Raw genomic sequence first — 18,840 nt, forward strand, 5'->3', positions numbered from 1 at the left:
CACCGGGAACTCCGTGAAAGGCAGCACATGTCCCTCAACGAGAACACCGCACCCGCCCGTGACGACGGGCTGGCCGGCAAGGTCGCCGTCATCACCGGCGGCGCCAGCGGCATCGGCCGCGCCCTGGCCGTGGCGTACGCACGCGCCGGGACGGACAGCGTCGTCGGCCACTACCCCGGGGACCCGCACAGCGCCGACGAGACCGTCCGGCTGGTGGAGGCCGCCGGAGGGCGCTGCACCGCGGTCGCCGTCGACGTACGGGACAGCGCGCAGGTGGACGCGCTGGCCCAGGCCGCCGTCGCCGCCTACGGGCGGCTGGACATCGCGGTCGCCGGGGCCGGGGTGCTGCGCCGGGCCGCCCTGGCGGAGCTGGACGACGACTCCTGGAACGACATGCTCTCCGTCGACCTGACCGGGGTGCTGCGGACCTTCCGCTCCGCCGCCGCCGTGATGGCCGGACCCGGCGCCATGGTGGCCATCTCGTCCATCGCCGGCGGTGTGTTCGGCTGGGACGACCACGCCCACTACGCCGCCGCCAAGAGCGGTGTGCTCGGGCTGTGCAGGTCGCTGGCGACCGAGCTGGCCCCGCGCGGCATCCGTGTCAACGCGATCGTCCCCGGGCTGATCGAGACCCCGCAGTCCCTGGACGAGACCAACTCCCTCGGTCCGGCCGGGCTGGAGCGGGCCGGCCGGGGCATTCCGGCCGGACGGGTGGGCCACGCCGACGAGGTCGCCCGCGCCATCCGCTTCCTCACCGGCGACGACGCCGCGTACATCACCGGCCAGCAGCTCGTCGTGGACGGTGGTCTGACGGTGCGGTGGCCCGAGTGACGGCACCGCGTGACACCGGGCACCGGCCCGGATGACGCGAAGACGCCGGCCGGCGGTGAACGGGCCGGCGGCGAACCGGGGATCGGCACGGGCCGGGAACCGGTGGTGAACGGGGACCGGCGGTGCACGGGAACCGGCAGGGAACACGGCGGCCCGGACCGGGCCGCGACGGAAAGGTGAACGGCATGGGAGTCCTCCAGCAGAAGGTCGCGCTGGTGACCGGCGCGGCGAGCGGCATCGGATCGGCGATCGCGGACGCCTACGCGGCCGAGGGGGCGCGGCTCTTCCTGGCCGACCGTGACGCCGGCCGGCTGGCCGAACTGGCCCGGCGCCACGCGGCGCGGGGCGTCGAGGTGGTCACCGCGACCGTGGACGTGGCCGACGCGGAGCAGACCCGCGCGATGGTGGAGCACTGTGTGAGCGCCCTGGGCGCACCCGACGTCCTCGTCAACTCGGCGGGCATCCTCACCGAGGTCCCGCTGGTCGAGATGGACGTCGAGACGTGGGACGAGATGATCGCGGTCGATCTGCGCAGCGTCTTCCTGTGCTGCCGGTGGGCGGTGCCGCACATGGTCGCCCGCGGCAGCGGACGGGTCATCAACATCGCCAGCCAGCTGGGCATCAAGGGCGGCGAGGGACTGGTGCACTACTCCGCTGCCAAGGCCGGCGTCATCGGCCTGACCAAGGCACTGGCCAGGGAGGTCGCCCCGAGCGGCGTGCTGGTCAACGCCATCGCGCCAGGGCCGGTGTCCACGCCGCTGGTGGACGGCATCAGTGAGGACTGGAAGCGGGCCAAGCAGGCCGAACTGCCCCTGGGCCGGTTCGGTACCCCGGCCGAGGTCGCCCCGACCGCGGTCCTCCTGGCGAGCGACCCGGGCGGCAACCTCTACGTGGGCCAGACGCTGGGCCCCAACAGCGGTGACGTCATGCCGTAGCGGTGACGTCGTGCCGTGGGCCACGGTCCTCGGCCGGAGAGGGCGGGGCCCGGCCCTCTCCGGACCCCACGACCCGTGCGTCCAGGGGGAGTTGTGTCCACCCTCCCGTACACCGTGGCCGCCCTCCCGTGCATCCGTGCCGGCCCTTCCCGTACATCCCGTGTCCGTCATCCGGTGTCCCTGAGAGGACGGTGAGCCGCGTCGTGTGTGGAGCCTGTGGCGGAGGGCGTTCCGTGCCGCGCTGGGAGGACGTCCTCGCGCCGCCGACCCGCGCGGTGCTCGCCGCGCGCGCGGCGGCGGCCGGACGCCTGCTGGAGCCCGCGTCGGGGCTACGGGTCCGGGCGTGGCTGTCCGCCGGGTACCTCGTCGCCGACCGCGTCGGCCGCACCGTGCACGCGGCCGACCTGGACACCCTCTGGCGGGCGGTCGCGGAGCGCGGAGCGCGGCCAACCGGCTGGCGCCCCCTGGGCGGCGTGCAGACCATGGAGTTCGTCGAACCGTACGACGACGACCGGGACTTGACGGCGGCCGCGGTCTGGTGCGCCGCGGTCGCCCGTACCGAGCCGGACGCCCACCTCGAACTGACCCTCCCCGACCCCGCCCGGAGCCGCGTCGTGCGGGTGACCATCGCGTCCGGCGCGGTACGGGCGACGGCCCTGGACGCCCCGGAGCCCGTGACGCGGGTACGGATCGACGGCGCCGGCGCGGCGGAAGCCGCCCACCACCTGAGGGCCCGGACCCCGGACACTCCGGGCACCCGCCCCTGACACGGCCACGCCCCACTGCCGTTCCCGGCCGCCCCGCCGGGTCGGAACGCCTCCGCCCCGCCGTCCCCGGCCGCCCCGTCGGACCGGACCGGCCCGCGAATTGCCCCCGTGTGGCTCGGTCGGCCGACCGGTCTGGGGGGATTCGCCCGTCACTGACACCTTGCCGGTGTTCGTCATGTGTTCGTTATGCAAACCCGTTGACTCCCCGATCGCGCTGCTTCTAAGTTGTGCAAACCGGTTTGGCAAACCGGTTTGCGTCCCTCGGTCACCGACTGGGGGAGGCAGAGATCACTCGTGCTGATCGTTCTTCGCGATGGGGGTCCTGGTGTCAGTCTCGATCGGTGACGTGGCGCGCCTGGCAGGCGTCAGCCGCACCACGGTGTCGCACGTGATCAGCGGCAAGCGGCCCGTCAGCGACGCGGTGGAGGGCCGGGTGCGCTCCGCCATGACGGAACTCGGCTACGCGCCGAGCCGGATGGCGCAGAACCTTGCCAGTGGCACCACCCGCACCATGGGGCTGCTCGTCCCCGACATCGGCAACGGCTTCTTCGCGGACATCGCCAAGGGAGTCGAACGGACGGCGATAGCGGGCGGCTACAACATGCTGCTCTGCAACACCGGCTGGAACCTCGAACGTGAACTTTTCTACCTGGAGACCCTCAAGTCCCGTGCCGTGGACGGGGTGGTGTACGCGGCCGGTGTCCCGGCGCCCACCTCGCAGCTGACCGGGCTGCTCGGAGGCCTCCCGGTGGTCGCGGTGGACGAGGAGCTCGACGACGTCGCCCAGGTCACCGTGGTCTCCGACAACCGCGTCGGCGGACGTCTGGCCGCCGAGCACCTGGCGGCACTCGGTCACACCCGTGCGCTGGTGGCGGGCGCCACCCCCGGGCTGGCCTCCAGCAGGCTGCGGGTCGAGGGCTTCAGCGACGCCTGGCTCGAACGGACCGGCCGGGCACCCCTGGTGGCCGAGGGGACCTTCGAGGTGGCCAGCGGATACCGGCTGGCCCAGGAGCACCTGGGCGCGCTGCGCGACGGTGAGATCACCGCGGTCTTCTGCCTCAACGACATGGTGGCCTTCGGTCTGATGCAGGCGCTGTCGGAGAACGGGATCGACGTACCGGGCTCGTGCTCGGTGGTCGGCTTCGACGACGTGTTCGCCGCTCGCCACGTCGGTCCCGGACTGACGACCGTCCGCCAGGACGCCGTCGGTCTGGGCGAGGTCGCCGCGCGCCTGCTGCTGGAGATCCTGGAGAACGGCGAGGCACGCCCGCAGGGGGTGCGCGTACTACCGGTCGATCTGGTGGAACGGCGCTCCACGGGGGGCGTACGGGGGAGAGGGGCCTGCCATGGGTGAGCCCCGCACCGTGCCGGACCGTGGACCCGTGCCGGACCGTGGACCCGTGCCGGACCGGATGTCCGTTCCGGACGGTGTCCCCGTGCCGGCCGTCCCGTCCGGCGGATCCGGGATGCCCCGTACGCGCGGTACGCCGGTCGCCTCACCCCCGCGCCCCGGCTCGCACGGCCGGGAACCACCCACGCCGGAGCGCACGCCCCCGGCTCGCCCCACCCCGCTGCGCACCGCCCCGGAGCGCACGCCCCCGGCCCGCACCACCCCGAACCACCCCACCCGGAACAGCCCCACCCGGCTCGCCCCACCGCCCGGCCCGTACGGACCGGAACCGCTCCACCCGGCTCGCACCGGCCCCGGACCACACGTCCCCGGCCCGCACCGCCCGGCCCGCCCCACCCCCGGCCCACACGGCCGCCCCGCTCCACCCCCGGCTCGCACGGCCCCGGCCCACACCGGCCCGGGCTCGCGGCCCCCGGCCCACACCACGCACCGGATCGGCCCCCGCCGTACCCCGGTACCACGCGGAACCGGCTTCCGTCTCTCTCGCTCCACCCGGGTGCTGCCCCCCACCCCGGCCCTCTCCTCCTGCCGTTCCGGTGTTCTCCGGACTGTCGAAAGGTGCCACTGATGACTCGCATACCTGCCCGTTCCGGCTCCCTGGCCGCCCTGCTGGCCGTCTCGGTACTCGCGCTGACCGCCTGTGGCGGTGAGTCCGGTGGCGGCGCGAAGAGCGCCTCCGACTTCGACGCCGCCTACGTGATGTCCGACAACCTCGGCGACAAGGGCTTCAACGACTCCGCCGCGGCCGGCTTCAAGAAGGCCGAGGCCGAAGGCGTCGGCACCAAGCTGCTCCAGGCCTCGCCCAGCGACCCGCAGACCTGGCGGCAGAACCTCGAAGAGGTGTCGGGCAGCGGGAAGTACGACCTGATCTTCACCGGCCCCGGCATGCACGACAACCTGGCCGCCGTGGCCCCCCAGCACCCCGACCAGAAGTACGTCTTCTTCGACGACGAACTGGAGGCGCCGAACGTCCTCTCGGTGCGCTACGCCCAGAACGAGGGCTCCTACCTGGCCGGCATCCTCGCCGCGACCGCCTCCAAGGACACCACGTCCTTCCCGCTCTCGAAGAACACCGACAAGGTCGGGGTGGTGGCCGGGCAGGACCTGCCGGGCATCCAGGACTTCATCGTCGGCTTCAAGCAGGGCGTGGCCCAGGTGGACCCCGCCATGAAGGTGCAGGTCTCCTTCGTCGGCAACTTCAACGACGCCCAGAAGGCGTACGACCTGACCAAGACGATGTACCAGGGCGGCACCGACGTCGTGTACAACGTCTCCGGCCCGGCCGGTCTCGGCATCCTGAAGGCCGCGGCGGACACCGGCCACTACGCGATCGGCGTCGACTCCGACCAGAACGCCCTGTATCCCAAGAACGTCCTGGCCTCGATGCTCAAGCAGATCGGCACATCGGTGCACGCCTCGATCAACCAGGCCAAGGACGGCGAGATCGAGTACGGCAAGACCGTGATCTACGGCCTCGACAACGACGGCGTGGACCTCGTCTACAACGACGCCCTCGTGCCGGACAGCGCCAAGAAGGCCGTCAGTGAAGCCCGTACGGATGTGGTCGACGGCAAGGTGAAGGTCGCCTCCGTCCTGAAGTGATCTCCCACGGCCTCCGGACGAAAGACGCCTCCAGGCGGCCCGGGCGGGGCACTGCCCCGCCCCGGCCGGCCCGGCGGAAGGAACGACATGGACAGCACGACCACCGGAGCCCCTGTGCTCCGGCTGCGGGGAATCCGCAAGACGTTCGGCCCCAAGGTCGCCATCGACTCGATGGACCTGGAGGTCACGGCCGGTGAGGTGCACGCGCTGTGCGGTGAGAACGGCGCGGGCAAGTCCACCCTGATGAACATCCTCGTCGGCATCCACCAGCCCGACTCCGGCGAGATCACCGTGCGTGGCCGGCCGGAGCGGATCGACGGGCCCGCCGGAGCCTCCCGGCTCGGCATCGGCATGGTGCACCAGCACTTCACGCTGGTGCCCTCGATGACCGTCGCCGAGAACATCTACCTCGGCCGCCAGCCCCGCCGCTGGGGACTGCTGGCCGACCGCCGTGCGATGCGCCGGGCCGCCGGCGAGCTGCTGGAACGTTACGGCTTTCCGCTCGACCCCGACCAGAGGGTGAGCGAGCTGACCGTCGGCCAGCGCCAGCGGGTCGAGATCGTGAAGGCCCTGGCCTTCGACGCGGAGATCCTGATCCTCGACGAGCCGACCGCGGTCCTCACCCCGGCCGAGGTCGACGAACTGATGGACGTCATCGCCGGACTGCGCGAACGCGGCCGCACGGTGCTGTTCATCACCCACAAACTGCGCGAGGTCAAGGCCGTCGCCGACCGGGTCACCGTCATCCGGCACGGCCTCAGCGTCGGCACCCGCGACACCGAGGGACTGGCCGAGTCGGAGATCGCCGGACTGATGGTCGGGCGCTCCGTCTTCATGGCCGACCGCCGGCAGACCACCGCGGGCGCCTTCGACGGCGTACCCGCCCTGCTCGAACTCGACGCCGTCAGCTGCGAGAACGCCGAAGGGCGCCGCACCCTCGACGAGGTCGCCCTCACCATCCGGCCCGGCGAGATCCTGGGCATCGCGGGGATCGAGGGCAACGGCCAGACGGAACTGGCCGAGGCCGTCACCGGGCTGCGCCGGATCACCGGCGGACGGGTCCTCCTCGACGGCCGGGACCTCACCTCGGCGACGCCCCGCGAGCGCCGCGAGGCCGGCACCGCCTTCATCCCCGAGGACCGGCTCGACCGGGGCCTGAGCCCCGAGATGTCGGTGGCCGAGAACCTCGGGGCCTCCAACTACCGCCGGGCCGGGCTCGTCCGGCGCGGCATTGTCTCGCAGAGCGCCCTGCGCGCGTACGCGAGCGGCCGGATCACCGAGTTCGACATCCGGGGCGCCCAACCGGACACCCCGGTGGGCACCCTGTCCGGCGGCAACATGCAGAAGGTCGTGGTGGCCCGGGAACTCGCCCGCGAACCCGCCCTGCTGGTGGTCGCCCAGCCCACCCGTGGCGTCGACATCGGGGCCAGCGAGTTCGTGCACCGCCAGATCCTCGCCGCCGCCACCCGCGGCACCGCCGTCCTGCTGATCTCCTCCGAGCTGAGCGAGGTGCTGGCCCTCTCGGACCGCATCGGCGTCATGCTCCAGGGCCGGCTGGTCGAGGTGATCGACACGGCGGAGGCCACCGAGACCCGCCTCGGACTCGCCATGAGCGGCGCCACCGGCGCCGGCACCGGAGGGTCCGGTACGGACGACCCCGGCGGCGCCACGGCCCAGGCGGGCACGGGAACCGAACGGAAGGCGGCGTCATGACGACGACTCCCACCACCAGCACCACCGACCACGGCCTCGCGCCGAAGCCCCCCGGCCCCGGGGGCCCGGCCGGTCCCGCCGAGTCCGCGCGCAGGATCCGCGAGATCTGGGCGTCGGTGCGCAAGCCGCTGTTCTCCGTGGCGCTGACCCTGGTCCTCGGCTTCGGAATCGTCCTGCTCGTCTCCGACCAGCCGCTCCACGCCTACGAGCAGCTGTTCGTCGCGAACTTCTCCACCCCCGCCAACTTCGGCAACCTGCTGATGCGTTCGGCGCCCCTGCTGCTGATCGCCCTCGGTATCGTCTTCTCCTTCCGGGCCGGTGTCTTCAACGTCGGAGGCGAAGGACAGCTCTACGTCGGCGCGGTGGCCGCCGCCGCGACCGGACTGGCCCTGCCCGGCCTGCCCGGCCCCCTGCTCATCGTGGCCTGCGTGGCCGCGGGCGTCGTCGCGGGCGCGCTGCTCGCCTGGATCCCCGCGATCCTCAAGGTCACCTGGGGCGTCGACGAGGTCGTCATCACCCTGATGCTGAACTTCATCGCGATCCTGTTCACCAGCTACCTCGTGGCGAACCCGCTGCGCGACCCCGAGGCGTACGGCGCCACCAGCCGCATGCTGCCCGAGCAGTCCTGGCTCCCCGCCATCCCCGGACTGCCCACCGGGAACATCGGGTTCGTGATCGCGCTCCTGCTGGTACCGGCCGCCTGGCTGCTGCTCTTCCGCACCGTGTGGGGCGCCGACCTGCGCGCCGCCGGCACCAACCTCCGGTTCGCCGAGACGGTCGGCGTCCGGGGCCGCCGGGAGATCATCCTGTCGATGCTGCTCTCCGGCGCCCTGGCCGGTGTGGCCGGCGCGGTGTACGTGCTCGGCACCGGGCACCGCTTCGAGCAGAACTTCTCCCCGGAGTTCGGCCTGATCGCGCTCACCGTCGCCCTGCTCGCCCGGCTGCACCCCGTCGGCGTCCTGCTCACCAGCCTCTTCTACGCGGCCATGCTCAACGGCGCCGCCTACATGCAGATCGCCACGAACGTCCCGCGTTCGCTCGTCAGCCTGCTGACCGGCCTGCTGGTCCTGCTCATGACGGTCGAGGTACGGCGCAGGCGCCGGCGCGGCCAGGCCAAGGAGGTTTCCGCATGAGCGGCTTCACCAGTGCCGTGCTGATCCAGACCGTGCCGGTGCTCCTGGCGGCTCTCGCCGCGATGTTCACCCAGCAGGCCAGGATCCTCAACGTGGCCGTCGAGGGCATGATGCTGATGGCGGCGTTCGTCGCCATCGCGGTCGGCCAGGTCACCGGAAGCGTCGGTGTCGCCGTCCTGGCGGCCGTCGGAGCCGGGGTCCTGATGTCCCTGCTGTTCGGCATCTTCACCCTACGGCTCAACGCCAACCCGCTCGTCGCCGGTCTCGGCATCAACCTGCTCGCCGGCGGGGTCACGGTCTTCCTGCTGGAACGCGTCTACGAGAACCCCGGCGGACTGCGCCCCGACGAGTTCCCCGAACTGTGGAGCGTCTCGGGGGACTGGCTGCGCGCCATCCCCTTCGTCGGCCCCGCCCTCGACGGCCAGAGCGTGATCGTCCTGCTCGCCCTCGCCCTCGTACCGCTCTCCTGGCTGCTGCTCTACCGCACCCCGATCGGCTACGCGATGCGCGCCGCCGGAGAGGACGAACACGCGGCCCGCGCCGCCGGTATCAGCGTGGGGAGGGCCCGGATGACGGCCGTGCTCCTGAGCGGGCTGCTCGGCGGCCTCGCCGGTGCCCAACTGTCCATGGCGGCCCTGCACTTCTTCCTCCCGGACATGACCAGCGGCCGGGGCTTCCTCGGACTGGCGGCCATGCTCTTCGGCGGCGCGACTCCGGCCGGCTCGCTCGGCGCCTCGACGCTGTTCGGTGTGGCGGGCGCAGCGGGCGACCGGCTCCAGGGCGGGGCCATCCCCAACCAACTGGTGCTCGCCGTCCCGTACATCGCGGCCATCCTGGCGCTCACCGCCGCGCGGATGGGGCTCTTCCGCAGGATCCGCACCGCCCGCAGGAGCCGCACCCCCCAGGAAGCGGCGGACGGCGTCGCCGTCTGACCCGCCCCGCTTCCCTCAGCGGCCCACCCGAACCCGGCGGCGCGCCGGAACCCGACCCCCGGCGCGCCGCCGCCCAGAAAGGCACCACCCGTCATGGCCCTTCCCCTCCTGTACGACTGCGATCCCGGCAACGACACCGCGCTGGCCGTCCTCGCCGCGGTCGGCCACCCCGGAATCGACCTGCTGGCCGTCACCACCCTGGCCGGCCACCTGCCCGCCGAGCGGACCGCGCACAACGCCGCGGTGGCCCTGTACGCCGCCGGGGCCCACGGTGTCCCCGTCGCCCGGGGCAGCGAACTGCCCCTCGTCCGCGACCAGGTGCTCGCCGGAGTTCTCGACCTCGACGGCGGTCTGGACCGTCTCCGCGACGACCTCCCGGCCCTCGGCCACGACCCCCGCCACTCCGTCGAGCTGATCATCGACACGGCACGCGAGAACCCCGGGCTGACCGTCGTCACCACCGGCCCCCTCACCAACCTCGCGTCCGCGCTGCGCCGGGACCCCGCCACCGGCCGTAACATCGCCCGGATCGTCAGCCTCGGCGGGGCCTGGGGCCTGGGCGGCAAGACCGCGGCCGCCGAGTTCAACATCTGGTGCGACCCCGAGGCCGCCGCCGTCGTGCTCGGCGGCGAGGTCCCCGTCACGCTGCTGCCGGTCGAGGCCACCGGAGCCGTCCCGGTGGACGACGCCCTCACCGAGCGGATCGCGGCCGGCCCCGCCGCCCGCGTACCGCTCGCCTCGGAACTGCTCGAATCGATGCGCCGGGTCCACCGCCCCGGCCCGTTCGGACCCGTCCCCGTACCGCTGCACGACCCCTGCGCCGTGCTCTACGCCGCCGACCCGTCGCTGGGCGAGACGCGCACCGTGCGCGTGGACGTCGAACTCGACGGCCGGCACACGTACGGCAGGACGGTCATCGACCTCGGCGGACGCTCCGCGCTCCAGGCCCGTACCGGAGTCGTCGTCCGGCTGGACACGCCCCGCACGCACGCGGCCCTCGCCGACGCCCTGGCCCGGCTGCCCGCCCCGGCCACCGCCTGAGCCACCGCACCCCCGACCACCCCGCCCCGGCCGCTCCGGGGCACCCATGAAGGAGCCACCACAGTGAGCCGCAAGTCCGTACTGATCGCCGGCGAGTCCTGGACCGTCCACAGCGTCCACCACAAGGGCTTCGACAGCTTCACCACCACGGAGTACGCCGAAGGCGTCCGCTGGCTGCGCGACGCGCTGGAGGCCGCCGGCTGGGACGTCACCTACCAGCCCGCGCACGTCGCCGCCACCGACTTCCCCTCCACCACCGAGGAGCTGTCCGCGTACGACTGCGTCATCATCAGTGACGTGGGCGCGAACACACTGCTGCTGCACCCGGAGACCTTCACCAAGTCGGTGGCCCGTCCCGACCGGCTCGCGGTGCTCCGCGACTGGGTCCACGACGGCGGCGGGCTGATCATGGTCGGCGGATACCTCACCTTCCAGGGCGTCGACGCCAAGGCCCGCTACGCGGGTACGCCGGTGGAGGACGCCCTGCCCGTCACGATGCACCCCCACGACGACCGGGCCGAACGCCCGGCGGGTGTCGTGCCCGAGGTGGACATGCCCGGCCACCCCGTCCTCGCGGGCGTCCCCGGCACATGGCCGCACCTGCTCGGCTACAACGCCGTCGTCGCCCGCCCCGAGGCCGACCTGGTGGTCTCCGTCGGCGGCGACCCGCTGGTCGCCACCTGGTCCTACGGCAAGGGCCGCTCCGTCGCCTTCACCTCCGACTGCGGCCCGCACTGGGCCCCGCCGGCCTTCACCGACTGGACGGGGTACGGCCCGCTGTGGGACGGCATGGTCTCCTGGGCGGCGGGGGCCGGCCGATGACGCCCGCCACCCCCGGGGGACCGGCCCCCGAGCCGGGCACCGTATGGCTGAACCGGGCCTCCTGGGGCAGGCCCGGCGACCCCCTGGTCGTCTGCCTGCACGGCATCACCTCCAACGCCTCCTCCTGGACCGACGCGGGTCCCCGCCTCGCGGAACTGGGCTTCCACGTCCTGGCACCGGAGCTGCGCGGACACGGCGAGAGCCCCCGCCCCGCGACCGGGTACGACACCGCCACCCTCCTGGCCGACCTGCGGCGGGTGCTGCCCGCGGCCATGGACGTCCTGGTCGGCCACTCCTTCGGCGGCTACCTCGCCCAGGAAGGGGTCCTGCGCGGCGTCTTCCGCCCGCGTGCCCTGCTGCTGGAGGACCCCGTCTCGCACCAGCCCGACGCGGCGACCCCCACCGCCATGCTGGAGTGGGACCGCCTGAACCTGCCCCGGACCGTCGAGGGCACCCTGGAGCTCAACCCCGGCTGGAGCCGCAAGGACGCCGCCGGAAAGATCCTCAGCCTGGAACAGGTGCACTGGGACGGGGCCCGTGCGGCCTTCGCCGGGAACGCCCCCTGGGACCAGCGCCCCGCGGCGGCCCGGATCGCCGCCCGGCAGCCCACGGCCTGGCTGCTCCCCGGCACCAGCCGCTTCGTGCCCGCCGAGGACGTGGCCGCTCTCGTCGGGGCCGTCGGACAGGACTCCGTCGTCACCGTGGAGAAGGCCGGACACAGCATCCACCGCGACGACCTCGGCGCCTTCACCGCGCTGGTCGAGCGACTGCACAGAAAGGCGGCCGGACGATGATCCGCGTCGAACCGGGCCCCGAGGACTACGCCTTCACCGTCGGAGGCCGGCCCGCGTACGTGACGGTCCCGCTGTGGGAGGAGTTCCAGGTCTTCACCGAGGACTGCTTCTCCGGACGGATCACCGCCGTCACCGACCGGCCCCGGGAGGTCGCGCCCTTCCCCCGGGTCAACCCGCTCACCGGCCCGGTGGAGCTGTCCGGGGTACGCGCCGGCGACATCGTCGCCGTACACCTGGCCGCACTGGAACCGGCCCGCACCTGGGGCGTGTCCACCCTCTCCCCGGGCTTCGGAGCCCTTTCCGGGACCCGTGGCAGCCCCAACCTCCAGCCGGAGACCGGGGAACGCGTCTGGATCTGGCGGACCGACCCGGACTCCGGCACGGTGGCGACCACCACCGAGGACGGGCGGCGGCTCCAGGTACCGCTGCGCCCCTTCCACGGCACCGTCGCCGTCGCCCCCGCCCACGGCGAGGTCCGCACCAGCACCGTCCCCGACGCCTACGGCGGCAACCTCGACATCCCCGCCGTGGCCGCCGGCGCCACCCTCTACCTGAAGGCGAACACGGACGGCGCGCTGCTCAGCATCGGCGACGGCCACTACGCGCAGGGAGACGGCGAGTTCGCCGGTACGGCCGTCGAGGGCGCGATGCGCACCCGGCTGCGGGCGGGGGTGCTCGACGCCGCGCACCCGGACGCCGAGGGCTTCGACTGGCCCCGGCTGGAGACCGACGACGAGATCATCGCGGTGGGCTGCGGCCGGCCGCTGGAGGAGGCCGTGCGCGTCGCCCTGAACACCCTGGTGCTCTGGGTCGCGTCGGCCTGCGGGCTGCCACGGGAGGACGCCTACCAACTGGTGTCCCAGGGCTGCGTGACGCGCCTCGGGAACCTGGTCAACCCGTCGTACACCGTGACCGTCGCCCTCCCCAAGACGCTGCTGCCCGGCGCGCCCCGGCTCATGTCGGGACTGCACGACCGGCTGCGCCACCCGGAGGAGGACCGATGAGCGGCCCGGCCACGCGCCCCGACGCCCCGCACCCCGCCACCCCGGACGGCCCGATGAGCGGCCCGGCCGCCCACACCGACGCCCCGCACACCGCCGCCCCCGACGGGCTGTACGAGGTCACCGAGGCCACGGCCCGAGTCGCCCGCACCGCCCCGCTCCTGGCGGCCCTCGGGCGGACCGGCCGGAGCCGTCTGCTGGCGGCCATGGCGGACGCCCTGTGGGCCGACCGCGAACGGCTCGCCGCCACCGCCGACGAGGAGACCGCGCTCGGCGTGCCCGTGCTGCTCGCCGAGATCGCCCGCACCGCCGACCAGCTCCGGCTGTTCGGACGGGTCCTCGACGAGGGCTCCTACCTCGGCGTGGCCGTCGACACGCGCGCCGAGGACGGCACCGCCTTCCCCCCGGTGCGCCGCTGGCTGGTGCCGCTGGGTCCGGTCGCCGTCTTCGGCGCCAGCAACTTCCCCTTCGCCTACGGTGTCGCGGGCGGCGACACCGCCTCGGCGCTCGCCGCCGGGTGCCCGGTCGTCGCCAAGGAGCACCCCTCCCACCCGAGGACCTGCGCCCTGGTGCTGGCCGCCCTGCGCCGCGCCGCGACCGGGGCGGGGGCGCCCGCCGATGTCGTGACCATGGTGGCCGGGTTCCGGGCCGGCATCGATCTCGTACGGTCCCCGCAGCTCACGGCCGTCGGGTTCACCGGCTCCGTCGGCGGCGGGCGCGCCCTGTTCGACCTCTGCGCCGCCCGGCCGTCGCCCATCCCGTTCTACGGCGAACTGGGCAGCGTCAACCCCGCCGTCGTCCTGCCCGCGGCGGCCCGCGACCGTCCCGCCGCCCTGGCCGGGGTGCTGGCCGACTCCGTCCTGACGCGCGGCGGCCAGGTGTGCACCAAGGCCGGGCTGCTCTTCCTGCCGGAGGGCGCCGACGGCGACGCCGTCCTGGAGGCGCTGTCGGCCCGGGTCGCCGAAGCCGCCTGGCCGGTCCTCCTCAACCCCTCGATCCGGGCCGCCTACGTCCTGGGCACCGCCGAACGCGCGGCCCTCCCCGGAGTCCGGGTGCTGACCCGCCACCGGCCGGCCGGGACAGACCCCGCCGACCCCGTACCGCCGGTACTGCTCACCACCGGCGCCGCCACACTGCGGGAGGACCCCGGGAGCGTTCTGACCGAGGAGTGCTTCGGACCCTGCGCGCTGGTCGTCCGCTACCGGGACACCGAGGACCTGACCGCCGCCCTCACCGCCCTCGCCCCGTCCCTGGTGTGCGCCCTGCACGCCGACGACACCGACGCGGACACCGCCCGCGCCCTGCTGCCCCTGCTCGCCGCCGGAGCCGGCCGGGTCGTGTGGAACGACGCCACCTGCGGTCTGCGCGTCGGCTGGGCCACCCAGCACGGCGGCGGCTACCCCGCCTCCACCGACTCCGCGACCACCAGCGTCGGCGCCGCCGCCATCGGCCGCTGGCTGCGCCCCGTCGCCTACCAGGGGGTCCCGGCCGGATTCCTGCCCGACGAACTGCGGACGGCCGACGGGAACGACGGTGCGGGCCCCCACACCGTGCCCTTCCGCCTGGACGGCGTCCCGCTGCCCGGCCCCGGAAGGACGAACCGATGAGGTACGCGATCGCCGGCGCCGGAATCGTCGGACTGGCCGTGGCCCGCCGCCTCCTGCTGGACCGGCCGGGCTGCGAGGTCACCGTCCTGGAGAAGGAGACCGAGGTCGCCACCCACCAGACCGGGCACAACAGCGGCGTGGTGCACGCGGGCCTCTACTACACACCGGGTTCACTGAAGGCGACCCTGTGCCGGCGCGGCGGGTCGCTGCTGCGCGAGTACGCCGCCGAGCACGCCATCCCGTACGAGGAGGCCGGAAAGCTGGTGGTCGCCGCCGACGTGGAGGAGGAACGACGGCTGCGCCCGCTGTACGAGACCGCCCGCGCCAACCAGGTGCCCGGCCTGACCCTGCTGGGCCCGGACGGCCTGCGCGCCATCGAGCCCGAGGCCCGGGGCCGGGCCGCCCTGCACTCCCCGCACACCGCCGTGATCGACTTCCGGCGCGTGGCCCTCGCCCTGGCGCGGGACATCCGCAACCTGGGCGGCGAGGTGCGCACCGGCCGGGCCGTGACGGGCGTGCGCCAGGACGACGACGCTGTGGTGGTGACCACCGGGCCGGGAAGCACCCTGCCGCCCGGTACCGCACCGGAGGGCACCGAGCTCCGGGCCGACCGGCTCATCCTCTGCGGCGGGCTGCACAGCGACCGCCTCGCCCGCCTGGCAGGCGGATCGGCCGACCCCCGCATCGTCCCCTTCCGCGGCGAGTACTACCGGCTGCTCCCGGAGCGCGCGGGACTCGTGCGGGGCCTCATCTACCCGGTGCCCGACCCCCGTTACCCGTTCCTCGGCGTCCATCTGACCCGCCGGATCGACGGCTCGGTCGACGTGGGCCCCAACGCCCTGCTCTCCCTCGCCCGGGAGGGCTACCGGCGCCGGGACCTCGTGCCGAAGGACCTCGCCGAAACCCTGTCGTGGCCCGGCACCCTGCGGATGGCCGGACGCCACTGGAAGGCGGGCGCCCGCCAGTTGCCGGGTGCCCTGGCCCGAGGCCGGTTCGCCGCCCAGGCCCGCCGCTACGTACCCGCCCTTCAAGCCGCCGACCTGCGGCGGGCACCGGCCGGGGTCCGCGCGCAGGCGGTCGGGAGGGACGGCTCCCTCATCGACGACTTCCGCATCGAGACCACGGGCCGCGTCACCGCCGTACGCAACGCGCCGTCGCCCGCGGCCACCTCCTGTCTGGCCATCGCCGAGCACATCACGGCCCGGCTGGCCGACTCCTCCCTCCCCTGACCGGACGGGCGGCCGCGCCCCCGTACCCGCGTCACCACCGCACCGAACCAGTGAAAGGCCTCCGACATGGCCAGGACACCGGACACCGGCCTCACGCCCCGCACCCGCGAGGACGTCCTCGCCGCGCTGCGCCGCACCGTACGGGGAGAGGTGACGGACGAGACCGGCCGCCTCGCGCAGTACTCCGCCGACGCCTCCAACTACCGCCGTACCCCGCTGGCCGTGGTCTTCCCCCGGGACCGCGAGGACATCGTCGCCGCGGTCGCCGCCTGCCGGGAACACGGCGTACCGATCACCGGCCGAGGCGCCGGCACCAGCACATCGGGCCAGGCGGTCGGCTCCGGAGTCGTCCTCGACTTCTCCCGGCACTGCAACCGCGTCCTCGCCCTCGACCCCGAGTCCCGCACCGCCCGGGTGGAACCCGGCCTCGTCCTGGACGACCTCCAGGCCGCGGCGGCCCCGCACGGCCTGCTGTTCGGCCCCGACCCCTCCACCCACAGCCGCTGCACCATCGGCGGCATGATCGGCAACAACGCCTGCGGCTCGCACTCCCTGGCCTGGGGGCGCACCAGCGACAACGTCGTGGAGCTGGAGGTGCTCACCTACGGCGGCACCGTGCTGACCGTCGGAGCGACGACCCGCGCCGAACTCGACGCCGCCGTCGCCGAGGGCGGTGAACGGGGCCGGCTGCTCGGCGCGGCCCGCGACCTGGCCCTGGGCAACCTCGCCCCGCTCCGCACCGAGCTGGGCCGCTTCCCGCGCCAGGTGTCCGGCTACGCGCTGGAACACCTGCTGCCGGAGAACGGCTTCGACCTCGCACGCGCCCTCGTCGGCTCCGAGGGCACCTGCGCGGTCATCCTCTCGGCCACCGTCTCGCTGGTCCGGCGTCCCGCCCACCGGGCCCTCGCCGTCCTCGGCTACCCGGACGCCTGCCAGGCCGCGGACGCCGTTCCCGCCCTGCTGGAACACGCGCCGATGACGCTGGAGGGACTGGACCGCACCCTGGCCCGGATGGTGCGCGGCGCCGACGCCAAACAGGCCGTGCGGGAGCTGCCCGCCGGAGACGCGTGGCTCTTCGCCGAGACCGGTGCCGACACCCCCGAGGAGGCGCTGGCCCAGGCGGAGGCCCTGGCCGAAGCCGCCGCCCGCACCCCCGGGTTCACCGCTTCCCGCACCACGGGGGACCCGGCACGGCAGCGCTCCCTGTGGCGGGTCAGGGAGGACGGGGCGGGTCTTGCCACCCGGCTCCCCGACGGTTCCGAGGCCTGGCCCGGCTGGGAGGACGCGGCGGTCCCTCCCGCTCAACTGGGAGCATATCTACGGGAGTTCTACGCCCTGCTGGACAGCCACGGACTGCGCGGCGCGGTCTACGGGCACTTCGGCGAAGGCTGCCTGCACGTCCGTATCGACTTCGACTTCGCCACCCGTGAGGGGACCGGGATCTTCCGGGCCTTCCTCACCGACGCCGCCCGCCTGGTCGCCGCGCACGGCGGCTCACCCTCGGGCGAGCACGGCGACGGCCAGGCCCGGTCCGAGTTCCTGCCGCTGGTCCACAAGCCCGCCACCATGGCCCTGTTCGAGAGGTTCAAGGACACCTGGGACCCCACGGGCGGGCTGAACCCCGGCATCATCGTCCGCGCCCTGCGAGCCGACCACGACCTGCGCCAGGACCCCGACCGGCCGCTGATCCCGCTGGAGACCGTCCTGTCCTACCCCGAGGACGGCGGGGACTTCGCGCGCGCCGTGGGCCGCTGCGTCGGCGTCGGCAAGTGCCGCACCACAGCGGTCGGCAGTGCGGTGATGTGCCCGAGTTACCGCGTCACCCGCGACGAACGCGACTCCACCCGCGGACGGGCACGGCTCCTGTACGAGATGACCCAGGGCGAGGTGATCACCGACGGATGGCGCTCCACCGAGGTGCGCGACGCCCTCGACCTGTGTCTTTCCTGCAAGGGATGCAGCACCGACTGCCCGGTCGGGGTCGACATGGCCTCGTACAAGGCCGAGTTCCTGCACCACCACTACCGCCGCAGGATCCGCCCGCTGTCCCACTACTCGATGGGCTGGCTGCCGCTGTGGTCCCGGGCCGCCTCGGTGGCCCCCCGTGTGGTCAACGCCGTCACCCGGTCCCGGCTGGCACCGCTGATCAAGCGCGCGGGCGGTATCGCGCCCGAGCGGCCCGTCCCGGCCTTCGCCGAGGAGACCTTCCTGAACTGGTTCCGGGGGCGCCGGACGGCGGCGCCCGGCGGGGAACGCGGCCCGGTGATGCTCTGGGTGGACTCCTTCAACAACCACTTCAGCCCCCAGGTGCTGCGGGCCGGCGTCACGGTGCTGGAGTCCGCGGGCTTCGAGGTCCACGTACCTCCGGGCACCCAGTGCTGCGGTCTGACCTGGATGACCACCGGCCAGCTGGGCGTGGCCCGCAGGGTCGCCGGACGAGCCGTCGAGGCCCTGTCCGCGACACCGGACATGCCGGTCGTCGGACTGGAGCCGAGCTGCACCTCCGCGCTGCGCTCCGACGTACCCCGCCTGCTGGACACCCCGCGGGCACACGCCACCGCGGCGCGGGTCCGGACCTTCGCCGAGTTCCTCCTCGAACAGGCCCCGGACTACGTTCCGCCCAGGGTGGGGGCGCGGTCACTGAGCCAGACGCACTGCCACCAGCACGCGGACGGCGGCACCGGCGCCGACGAGGAACTGCTGCGCCGCGCGGGCGTGGACAACACCCAGGTGCCGTCCTCCTGCTGCGGGCTGGCCGGCAACTTCGGCTTCGAGCGCGAGCACTACGACATCTCGGTGGCCGCCGCCGAAGAGGCCCTGCTCCCGGCACTGCGCGCCGCCGCCCCGGACACCGTGGTCCTGGCCGACGGATTCAGCTGCCGGACCCAGATCCAGCAGCTCGGCGGCCGTACCCCGGTGCACCTGGCCGAACTGCTGGCCGGATCCGGCGGTGAGGAGCCGCCCGGAGACGAGTAGCCGGGGGGCCGTCGCCGAACGCGCCGGTTCCGGCGGGTCCAGTCGG

General features: G+C 73.9%; 15 protein-coding genes. All 15 read left to right on the plus strand.

Going from position 1 to position 18,840, the window contains the following annotated elements; translation table 11 throughout:
* Positions 1-27: 27 nt before the first annotated feature.
* The 15 genes from B9S64_RS28475 to B9S64_RS28545 all read left to right on the plus strand — a co-directional run bounded on the left by B9S64_RS28475 (position 28) and on the right by B9S64_RS28545 (position 18,794).
* Entirely contained in the window at positions 28-831 is an 804-nt protein-coding gene (locus tag B9S64_RS28475) for an SDR family NAD(P)-dependent oxidoreductase (RefSeq protein ID WP_103489454.1), read from the plus strand.
* 185 nt (positions 832-1,016) lie between these two features.
* Positions 1,017-1,766 (plus strand): SDR family NAD(P)-dependent oxidoreductase, encoded by a 750-nt coding sequence (locus B9S64_RS28480; protein ID WP_103489455.1) that lies wholly within the window; start codon positions 1,017-1,019, stop codon positions 1,764-1,766.
* A 233-nt stretch (positions 1,767-1,999) separates the two neighbouring features.
* Positions 2,000-2,533 (plus strand): hypothetical protein, encoded by a 534-nt coding sequence (locus B9S64_RS28485; RefSeq protein WP_103505049.1) that lies wholly within the window; start codon positions 2,000-2,002, stop codon positions 2,531-2,533.
* A gap of 325 nt (positions 2,534-2,858) precedes the next feature.
* Positions 2,859-3,887 carry a LacI family DNA-binding transcriptional regulator gene (locus B9S64_RS28490; RefSeq protein WP_181012162.1) on the plus strand — a complete coding sequence of 343 codons (1,029 nt, stop codon included), beginning with the start codon at positions 2,859-2,861 and terminating at the stop codon, positions 3,885-3,887.
* Between the two features lie 624 nt (positions 3,888-4,511).
* Complete coding sequence (locus B9S64_RS28495; protein ID WP_103489199.1) at positions 4,512-5,546, plus strand: BMP family protein; 1,035 nt, start codon at positions 4,512-4,514, stop codon at positions 5,544-5,546.
* Between the two features lie 87 nt (positions 5,547-5,633).
* Complete coding sequence (locus B9S64_RS28500; RefSeq protein ID WP_103489198.1) at positions 5,634-7,259, plus strand: ABC transporter ATP-binding protein; 1,626 nt, start codon at positions 5,634-5,636, stop codon at positions 7,257-7,259.
* Positions 7,256-8,392: an ABC transporter permease gene (locus tag B9S64_RS28505; RefSeq protein ID WP_103489197.1), complete on the plus strand. Its 1,137-nt coding sequence runs from the start codon at positions 7,256-7,258 to the stop codon at positions 8,390-8,392. The genes B9S64_RS28500 and B9S64_RS28505 overlap by 4 nt, the downstream gene beginning before the upstream one ends.
* A complete protein-coding gene (locus tag B9S64_RS28510; protein WP_103489196.1) occupies positions 8,389-9,324 on the plus strand; it encodes an ABC transporter permease in 936 nt (311 codons plus the stop codon). The genes B9S64_RS28505 and B9S64_RS28510 overlap by 4 nt, the downstream gene beginning before the upstream one ends.
* 93 nt (positions 9,325-9,417) lie before the next feature.
* Entirely contained in the window at positions 9,418-10,365 is a 948-nt protein-coding gene (locus B9S64_RS28515) for a nucleoside hydrolase (RefSeq protein WP_103489195.1), read from the plus strand.
* 63 nt (positions 10,366-10,428) lie between these two features.
* Positions 10,429-11,187 (plus strand): glutamine amidotransferase, encoded by a 759-nt coding sequence (locus B9S64_RS28520; protein ID WP_103489194.1) that lies wholly within the window; start codon positions 10,429-10,431, stop codon positions 11,185-11,187.
* A complete protein-coding gene (locus B9S64_RS28525; RefSeq protein WP_146060051.1) occupies positions 11,184-11,981 on the plus strand; it encodes an alpha/beta fold hydrolase in 798 nt (265 codons plus the stop codon). Before B9S64_RS28520 ends, B9S64_RS28525 begins: the two co-directional genes overlap by 4 nt.
* Positions 11,978-12,985: an acetamidase/formamidase family protein gene (locus tag B9S64_RS28530; RefSeq protein WP_103489192.1), complete on the plus strand. Its 1,008-nt coding sequence runs from the start codon at positions 11,978-11,980 to the stop codon at positions 12,983-12,985. The genes B9S64_RS28525 and B9S64_RS28530 overlap by 4 nt, the downstream gene beginning before the upstream one ends.
* Entirely contained in the window at positions 12,982-14,589 is a 1,608-nt protein-coding gene (locus tag B9S64_RS28535) for an aldehyde dehydrogenase family protein (RefSeq protein WP_103489191.1), read from the plus strand. The genes B9S64_RS28530 and B9S64_RS28535 overlap by 4 nt, the downstream gene beginning before the upstream one ends.
* Positions 14,586-15,818 carry an L-2-hydroxyglutarate oxidase gene (gene lhgO, locus B9S64_RS28540; RefSeq protein WP_103489190.1) on the plus strand — a complete coding sequence of 411 codons (1,233 nt, stop codon included), beginning with the start codon at positions 14,586-14,588 and terminating at the stop codon, positions 15,816-15,818. Before B9S64_RS28535 ends, lhgO begins: the two co-directional genes overlap by 4 nt.
* A 66-nt stretch (positions 15,819-15,884) precedes the next feature.
* The gene (locus B9S64_RS28545) at positions 15,885-18,794 is read left to right on the plus strand and encodes an FAD-binding and (Fe-S)-binding domain-containing protein (protein ID WP_103489189.1); all 2,910 of its coding nucleotides are present in this window, start codon (positions 15,885-15,887) and stop codon (positions 18,792-18,794) included.
* Positions 18,795-18,840: the final 46 nt, after the last annotated feature.

It is taken from the genome of Streptomyces sp. SM18, from assembly GCF_002910775.2.
GTDB classification, from domain to species: domain Bacteria; phylum Actinomycetota; class Actinomycetes; order Streptomycetales; family Streptomycetaceae; genus Streptomyces; species Streptomyces halstedii.